The 8,290-nt window shown below is 64.4% G+C and carries 8 protein-coding genes; all 8 read left to right on the forward strand.

What is annotated here, in order from left to right; genetic code table 11:
* Window positions 1-936, forward strand: a 936-nt coding sequence (locus AC1DU6_RS13290; RefSeq protein WP_477857670.1) for a DUF3734 domain-containing protein, incomplete at its 5' end; no start/stop codon positions are given.
* Between the two features lie 13 nt (window positions 937-949).
* Window positions 950-1,945, forward strand: coding sequence for a YeeE/YedE thiosulfate transporter family protein (locus AC1DU6_RS13295; RefSeq protein ID WP_477857671.1), 996 nt, complete (start codon window positions 950-952; stop codon window positions 1,943-1,945).
* A gap of 714 nt (window positions 1,946-2,659) precedes the next feature.
* A complete protein-coding gene (locus AC1DU6_RS13300) occupies window positions 2,660-2,788 on the forward strand; it encodes a hypothetical protein (protein ID WP_457323971.1) in 129 nt (42 codons plus the stop codon).
* A gap of 112 nt (window positions 2,789-2,900) precedes the next feature.
* Window positions 2,901-3,188, forward strand: a complete 288-nt coding sequence (locus AC1DU6_RS13305; protein WP_477857673.1) for a rhodanese-like domain-containing protein — start codon at window positions 2,901-2,903, stop codon at window positions 3,186-3,188.
* Window positions 3,189-3,808: 620 nt separating this feature from the next.
* A complete protein-coding gene (locus AC1DU6_RS13310) occupies window positions 3,809-4,150 on the forward strand; it encodes a thioredoxin family protein (protein ID WP_457323969.1) in 342 nt (113 codons plus the stop codon).
* Window positions 4,147-5,145 carry a hypothetical protein gene (locus AC1DU6_RS13315; RefSeq protein WP_457323968.1) on the forward strand — a complete coding sequence of 333 codons (999 nt, stop codon included), beginning with the start codon at window positions 4,147-4,149 and terminating at the stop codon, window positions 5,143-5,145. Before AC1DU6_RS13310 ends, AC1DU6_RS13315 begins: the two co-directional genes overlap by 4 nt.
* A gap of 27 nt (window positions 5,146-5,172) precedes the next feature.
* A complete protein-coding gene (locus tag AC1DU6_RS13320; protein ID WP_477857675.1) occupies window positions 5,173-6,948 on the forward strand; it encodes an ABC transporter ATP-binding protein/permease in 1,776 nt (591 codons plus the stop codon).
* Window positions 6,949-6,970: 22 nt separating this feature from the next.
* On the forward strand, window positions 6,971-8,290 hold a 1,320-nt coding region (locus tag AC1DU6_RS13325; protein WP_477857677.1), incomplete at its 3' end, for a TonB-dependent receptor plug domain-containing protein.

Genomic DNA, 8,290 nt, shown 5'->3' on the forward strand with positions numbered 1-8,290 from the left:
CTCATCGCGGGCAATCCGCCCGAGCGCCGCATGGAGCGGCTCAACGCCTTCTGGCAGCACGTCGAGCARCCGGTCACCACCGCCGGCCCGCTGGACTGGCTGGGCATGGGCAACTGGGTCGCCAACATGACCACGGTGATGCGCGGCATCCCAGCCTTCTTCGAGCCCAGCAGGGCCGCGCTGCGCGGTGTGCGGGCCAACGTGGGCGTGGAGTCGGCCGCGTACTACAGCACCGAGCCGCTGCGCGAGACGCTGGCCGAGCTGGTCGACTTCGCCGGTGTGCAGAACGGCCCCACACGGCTGACAGTGGGCGCCGTCAACGCCTGCACCGGCGCGATGCGCTATTTCGACAGCGAGCACGAGGCCCTGTGCGTCGAGCACGTAATGGCCTCCGGCGCGCTGCCGCCGGCTTTCCCGGCCGTGCGCATCGACGGCGAGCCCTACTGGGATGGCGGCCTGTACTCCAACACACCCATCGAGGCAGTGCTGGACGACCGCCGCCGTCGCGACTCGCTGATCTTCGCCGTCAACGTGTGGCACCAGACGGCACCCGAGCCCGAGTCCATCTGGCAGGTCATGGGCCGGCAAAAGGACATCCAGTTCGCCAGCCGCGCCGACAGCCACATCGCGCGGCAGAAGCAGATCCACCGCCTGCGCCACGTCATCCGGCAACTCACGCAGCAATTGCCGGCGTCCAAGCGGGCCGACCCGACCGTCAAGGAGCTGTCGTCCTGGGGCTGCGGCACCACCATGCACGTGGCCCACCTGCTGGCGCCCCGCCTGGAGGGCGAGGATCACACCAAGGACATCGATTTCACGCCGGCCGGCGTCAAGGCGCGCCGCGAGGCCGGCTATGCCGACACGCTGCGCATGATCGAGCGCTCGCCCTGGCGCGAGCCCACCGACCCCATCGAGGGCGTGGTCGAGCACGTGTAAACCGGGAAAGAGGATGACTGCCATCTGGTTTACGGCCTTGCTCTGTGTCGGCGCCATGGGCTTCGCCATCCAGCGCGGCGGTACCTGCATGGTGGCGGCAGTGGACGAGGTCATCACCGCCCGCCGTGCCCATCGCCTGACCGCCATGCTGGAGGCGTCGCTCTGGGTCGCAGGCGGCCTGGCGATCGGCCAGCTCATGCACCTGGCTGGCAGCATGCCTCCCGGTTTCGCGTCCAACGCCTGGACGGTCGCAGGCGGCGCGCTCCTCGGGCTAGGCGCCTGGGTCAACCAGGCCTGCGTATTCGGCGCCATCGCCCGCCTGGGTTCGGGAGACTGGGCTTACGCCGCCACGCCGCTGGGCTTCTATGCCGGCTGCCTGAGCGTGCAGCCCCTCTTCGCACGCCCCGCCGCGCAGACGCTGGCCCACGCCTCAGCGATAGAAGGCCCTGCGTCTTTGCTGGCTCCGCTGTTCATTGGTTACGTATGCTGGCGCCTGTGGCCGGGCCTCGCCGTACTGAAGGAGCCGGGCCGCCTGCGGGTGCTGGGCGAAAAGGTATGGTCCCCGCACGCCGCCACCATCGTCATTGGCGCGAGCTTTGTCGTCACGCTGCTGCTGGCCGGCAGCTGGGCCTATACCGACGTGCTGGCAGACCTGGCGCGCATGAGTGGTGCCTCGCGAAAGGGTCCAGGCCTGTTGCCGCTGCTGCTGTTCCTAGCGCTGTATGCAGGCGCCCTGCTCGGCGGCCTCACCGCCGGTCGCTGGCGCTCGGCCCGGCCTCTGATCGTTCAAGTACTGCGCTGCCTCACAGGCGGCGTGCTGATGGGCTGGGGCAGCCTATTGATTCCCGGCTCCAACGACGGCCTCGTCCTCATCGGCATCCCCACGCTGCGCCCCTACGCTTGGCTGGCTTTCGCCAGCATGTTCCTCTCCATCGCCTTAGCCATGCTGATTCACCTTCGGTGGCGGCAGTGGCGAGTGGCTGAACGTCCGGACACATCGATGAGCTGAGCGTAAATATCTCGCGATTGAGCCCATGTCCACAAAGGCATGATCAGCGGGCTCTGATGCCGTTCATAGGGCCGCGTGATACCGAGGAACAGGAACAGCCCAAGAAACGCAACAGGATGGTGGGCGAGCAATGTGTACCAGCGCGACCAGCAGTGGCACGGCGGCTTCGGCGCTGCGTCCCCAGACGTGTGGCGCAGCTGCCAGCTCCGCGAACCGGACTAGGCGCGACCGCGTCGAGGCAGGTCAGCGTGGCGGCCCGTCGGCTACCGCGGCCGGAACTGGACATGCGCTTGGAGCGCCTTGCAAATGTTTCAGCGCTCGGATGACTGCTATGGAGCTGTGACCGTGCTTTCGTGACCAGGCCACGACTGGCAGCACCCGCTGCGAAGCGGCTGCCAGCCGACAGCTCCAGGCTGGCTGATTGCTCCCATTCGCGGCTGCGTGACGGCGGGCAGCTATGTGCCCAAAGCCGAAGTACAAGTCCAGGGTTGACGGTCGGTTCCGCAGCGTTTGCTTCCGCTTATTGCCCTCGCTCGAACTAACGCTAACCGCCGACAAGCGGTCGCTGACCTCACGACAACTGGCGCGGGCGCATTGGCGACAACGTAGGCGGCCGGCACTACGACCGGCGCCAAGGTTCATCGATCTCGAAGTTCGCACAGCACGCGCACGCGACGAGGCTCGCCCTGGCGCGGTTTGGCGCCCACCGCGCCGGTGTTCGCTAAATTCGGCCCGTCGCTGAAGCAGTTGGAGGCGGCCGTCGGCCGCGACACATTGCTGCTGCCGGGCCACGACTATGCCGATCGCTACGCCTGCACGCTGAAGATCGAGATCGCACGGTAGCCCCTCTCGGCCTCGTGCCTGACCGGCACCATGGACGCCAAGTCGTTTGCAGCTGCCAAGGCCGTCCTGGAAAGAGACCTGGCGCCGACCGAATACCAGACCATGGACTGCGGTGCCCGGATGGAATCGCCTGGGCATGGCGCCGCAACTTGGCGAGCAGGTGCGCCGCCAGGCGGTGTCGCTGTCCTCGATCATCAACGCGATCCCGGATTGGCCGGCTGCCGAGTCCGACACCACGCTGGTGCTGTTCTGCCGCAGCGGCAACCGCAGTGCGCAGGCCGCCCAGGCGCTGCGCTGCCTCCGCCTCGGCCTCGGCCTCGAGCGCACGGTGAGCCAGGCTGGCGGCATCGCGCTGTGGCCTGAGCAGCAGCACGAAGCCCGCCAAACCGCCACAGGCTGAACGCCCACGTCGTATCGCCTACTGCTTAGCGCGGCGGCGGGCGTCTCGTGGGCCTCACCATTCCCGGCGGCAGGCGGCAGGCGGCAGGCGGCAGGCGGCAGGCCAAGCGTGCGGCGAGGGGCTTGCGTGCGACCGGCAACATCATCGCCGTTGCCCACTTGTGGACGTCCTGGCCGTGCACCTGCTCACTCATCCATTCAGCCCGGCGGGCGCCAAATGGCATCGTTGGGTTCAACAAGAAACGGCGCGCACGGGACCACCGCGCTTGAAAGCCTGCCCGACGCTGCGGCTTTCCACACCAACGTCATAAAGCCCTGTTCCCGCTTCCTGAAGTTTGCACTGTCAGGCAAAAAGCCGCGTCCTGTCGGGCAATCGTCGAACGAGTCGGGTCCTTATGCTCGTAACGGAAAACAACGGCTTGATTGACTGACGCGGCCAGGTGATCTGCCTATCGCGTATGGCCAGTCAAGCGACATGCGAGGAGCTTTCATGAGCGCAGGAAAAGCATTCTTGAATCCGGGCGGCCTGGCGAGGCAAGTGCGAGGCGATCACATCGCAGGGGCGTGCCTCCAGATGCCCCATGTCGCGCCGGCACACCCATCACAGCAAGAGCTCGATCAATGACTGCACAAATAACTCCCGTCAGTGACGCGGACTTCGAGGCCGAAGTGGCGCGCAGCGACATTCCCGTCCTGATCGATTTCTGGGCACCCTGGTGCGGTCCGTGCATGACCCTCCTGCCGACACTTGAGGCCTTGGCGCCGATGTACGACGGAAGCCTGAAGATCGTCAAGGTCAACATCGACGAATGCCCTGCGCTGGCTGAGAAGTTCAACGTTCAAGGCATCCCCTATCTTGTCCTGGCCAAAGGTGGCGAGGCCACGGCCACTTTGCATGATCGCAGCCGCACCCGCCTCGCCAGCGAGCTTGATGCGCTCCTCGATCAGGACGGGCAGGCATGAGCGGCGCCACGCATTACTGCGCATTCCACGGCGATCCGGCACGCAAGGCGGAAATGGTCGGTCGGGTTCGCGCCAGGTGGGCCCAGGGACAGGTATTTCCGCTGGCCTATCTGAAATGGCGGACGGATGGCGGGATGGTCTCGCTGTCGGGAACCTTGGCTGAAACGCAGGTTCCGGAGGAGTTCATCGAGCGCACCGGCCTGCCGGTCGAACTGGGGGCCTTGTGCGAAGGCCTGGTCCATGCGGGCGCCGGGTTCAGCGAGGACGAGAACGCGCCCTTCGGACTTGCCATGCGGGGTAGCGAGGTCATCCTGGCATTCGCCATGGAGTGGCTGGATGCCATTCCGGTTGGCGCGGATCTGGGCGGTGTGGTGCCGCGCTTCATGCACAGCTTCCTCGGCAGTGTCTTGGCGCCCGATTTCGCCATGTCGGCCCACGTGTCACCGGCCGTTCGCGCATGCGCCGAGCGGATTCTCGACTTGTGGGAACGCGAGCTGTCCGGCGTGCAAGTGGTGCCCAAGGAATGGCGCAGCCTGCGTGCCGATGCGCTGCGTGCCTCCGAGGATCCCGGCGATCCCTGGGGCTACGCCGTGTCTGAACTGGTCGAATCCCTGGCTTGGCCGGCGCGCGGGCTCGCGCCTGAATTCGTGCCGATCTTCCAGATCTTCATGAAGGAGTTGAGCCAGTTCCTGCTGGCTCCCTACCTGTCCAGCGAGGACCGGGACATCCTGATGCAGTCGATGGTCGGCCTTCGTGAATTGAACCGCGCCCATCGCGATCCTCAATCGTCGCAACTGCCCACCGAAACGCTGCTGGAGCGCGATCAGCAAGCCAAACACGCGGTGCATACGCTCATGCAGGTGCAAACGCAGGCGCGCATCAGTGCCGCCAAGCAGCAAGCCCAGTCGGAGTCGGACGGTGTGCTGCGCCTCCAGATGGATAGCCTGCGCAGGCTCATCGAGGACGCCGGGCGCCCCGCAGCGAGCGCGGCATGACGGCTCATATCGCAGAAGGTGCAAAGCATGACTGACGTCGCCATCACAGACCCTTCCGCAGTCGATGCAGTGAAGACTGAAATGCCACAGGAAAGCGGTGGCAAGTCGTTGCGGTCTGACATTCGGTACGGCGCTTCGCTGGTCGTGCAATACGTCAAGGCCGACCCGCTGATGGGCTTGCTGCTCATTRCCTATCAGTTCGCTCACAGCGGACTGGCGATGTCCTTCTTCTTGAAGATGCAGTTGGCCTTCGCGGACGTGGTCAACGCGCTGGCCGCGAAGAATGCCGAAGTCATCCCGGACATCATCGCCAAGATCCTGATGTTTGGTGCCGTGACCACGGTCTTGGCTGCCATTGGCACATGGTCGCGCCTGTCACTGCGCATGCGCATGCGCCGCGTGTTGACCACGACGCTGCTCGACAGGTGGATGAACGCCAACCGCTTCTTCCACCTGGAGCGGCGTGCGCAACTCGACTATCCAGAGCAGCGCATTCAGGAGGACGTCTACCTGTTTGTCGACAAGCTGACCTTGATTGGCGTGTCGATCCTGGCCTCGCTGTTCGGTGTGTTTCTCTACACGTCCCAGCTGTGGCGGCTTTCGCCGCCGGTGGTCGTGCCCGCGATCGGGATCACGGAGCCCATCCCTGGCCTGCTGGTCTACCTCGCCTTTGGCTTTGCGCTGGCAATGACCTTGCTGGTGCATTGGGTGGGAGCGCTGCTGACGCGAGCCGAGGTCGTTCGTCAGCGGCTTGAAGCGCAGTTCCGTTCGGAGATGCACGCGGTCCGGGAGAACGGCGAATCGATCGCTTTTGTCCGCGCGGCGCCTCTTGAGCGTCGGCGGCTGGCCGACACCTTCCTGCTGATCGTGATGAACTGGCGCACCTATACCGTTGCCAACATGCGCATCGCGATTGCGACCGGGCTTCCCGACATTCTGTTGATGTTGCTGCCCTACCTGCTGTGCATTCCGTTCGTGCTCGACGGGCGTATGCAGATCGGCGACATCCAGATCGTGTCGGCCTCATTCAGCCAGGTTTACAACGGCATCGGTGCGTTCATTACGCAATATGCCGAGATTGCGACCTGGCGCTCATCCATCGCGCGTTTGCGCTTGCTGAACGAGGCGCTGTCGCAGCAGTCCTTCAGCAGCGGCATCGTGATCAGCGAGAAGCCTGCGCCGCATATTGCCGTCCATGGTCTCACCATCACCTTCCCGGATGGCAAGCCGATGGTGGCACTCGGCGAACTGGAAATCGCGGCTGGATCGCGCGTGCTGGTACAGGGGATTTCGGGCGCCGGGAAAAGCACACTGTTGCGCAGCATTGCCGGGCTGTGGCCCTACGGCAGCGGGTCTGTTGATCTTCCCGCCAACGCGTCGGTCGCTTTCCTGCCCCAGCGCAATTACATGCCCAACGGTTCGATTGCCAGCCTGATGGCCTATCCGCATCGGGCGGATCGCTACAGCGACGAGCAATACATCGACCTCCTGAATGCGCTGGGGCTGCAGCGCCTCATTTTGGATTTGCACGCTTATCAGCCGTGGAGCCGCATCCTTTCGCCCGGGGAGCAACAGCGCATTGCAGCGGCGCGCGCCATTCTGGGCCAGCCCGACTTTCTCTTCATTGACGAAGGCACCAGTGCACTCGATGCCGAGTCGGAAGCGAACGTCTACAAAACGATCATCGAACGTTTGCCCAAGGCCGCCCTCATCTCCGTGGCTCACCGTGAAAGCGTCGCGTCCTTTCACCAGCACCTTCTCAGGATTGAGCAAGGCAGAGCCAGCCTTTCGCCAATCAATTAACCCTTATCAGAGGATGAAGCAGATGAGATTTGTCGTTAAAGGCGGACGTCTTCGGACGCTGATGGGCTTGGGCAATCTGGCCATGGGAATAGCCGTGTGCGGCACGGTGCATGCACAGGATCAGGCCAGCACAGCCAAGGCCAAGGCCGACGCCGACGGGCGCACCGCTGACGAGGTCATGCCCACGATCCTGGTACGCGGCAAGCGCACGCTCAACGTGGACATCCGGCGCGACCGCGATGACATCCAGCCTTATGTGGTGTTTGATGCAGAGCAGATTGCCAGAAGCGGCGCGCAAACCATCGAGGGTTTCCTGCAGACCTATCTGCCGATGAATGCGCAGCAGACGACGTCCTCACAGCTGGGTCCGCAGGTGTCGCCGAATGGACGCATCGACCTGCGCGGCCTGGGCTCCGACCAGACTCTTGTCCTGGTTGACGGGCGCCGGCTGCCCAGCATCTCGGCGGGCGATTCCTTCAAGCAGGCCAATATCAACGGCATCTCGATGTCGCAGATCGAGCGCATCGAGATCCTGCCGGCAACGGCCAGCGGCATCTATGGTGGTGGCGCAACGGGTGGTGTGATCAACATCATCCTGAAGCGCGATTACTCCGGGTTCGACGTCGACGTCAACTATGGCGGTGCTCTCGATGGTGCGGTGAGGCAATACCGCTTGGGCGTCAGCGGCGGTTTCTCGCTGGAAGGCGGGCGCACTCAGGTTCTGTTCTCGGCTTCGCGTGCCAATGCCGGTGTGCTGCAGTCATCGCAGCGTGATTTCACCCGACGGGGTGCGCAACAGCAGCTGCGCAACGATCCGACCGACCCCAGCGTCTTGATGGGTGGCGCCAACATCTGCTCAACCGATGACGGCTTTACCTGCTCAACCCAGCCCTTGCAGCTCAAGAGCGGCAAATCGCTGTCTTCGGCATTCACCAGCGTTCCCGCCAACTACACAGGGGCGGCCAGCGATGGCGGCGCGGCATTGGCGGGCAAGGCTGGCCAGCTCCAGTTTGAGGCTGCGATGCCGATCTGGTCTGCGCCTGAAACCACCACGTTCACCTTCAACACCCGTCGCGAGTTCGCGACCGGCATCGAAGCCTATGTGGACTTTGTACGGGACAATTCGAAGAATGCGCTCGCGATGCCGACGCCGAACCTTCAATACGTTCCGGCCAGCGCCGCGGTGAATCCCTTCCAGCAGGATGTGCTCTCCTACCTCACCGTGCCGGATGGCGTGGTGCAGCGTCAGGTGGTCAAGAACACCCGTGTCTACGCCGGAGCAATTGCACGCCTGCCTTACCAGTGGAGCGCGGTGCTGGACTATGGCTGGCTGCGCAGCACC

The sequence above is a fragment of the Roseateles sp. P5_B10 genome (assembly GCF_056400485.1).

What these genes read in the sequence shown, in the direction of transcription:
- AC1DU6_RS13295 (WP_477857671.1), top strand. Translation starts at nt 950, where the DNA reads ATGACTGCCATCTGGTTTACGGCCTTGCTCTGTGTCGGCGCCATGGGC.
- AC1DU6_RS13315 (WP_457323968.1), top strand. Translation starts at nt 4,147, where the DNA reads ATGAGCGGCGCCACGCATTACTGCGCATTCCACGGCGATCCGGCACGC.
- AC1DU6_RS13310 (WP_457323969.1), top strand. Translation starts at nt 3,809, where the DNA reads ATGACTGCACAAATAACTCCCGTCAGTGACGCGGACTTCGAGGCCGAA.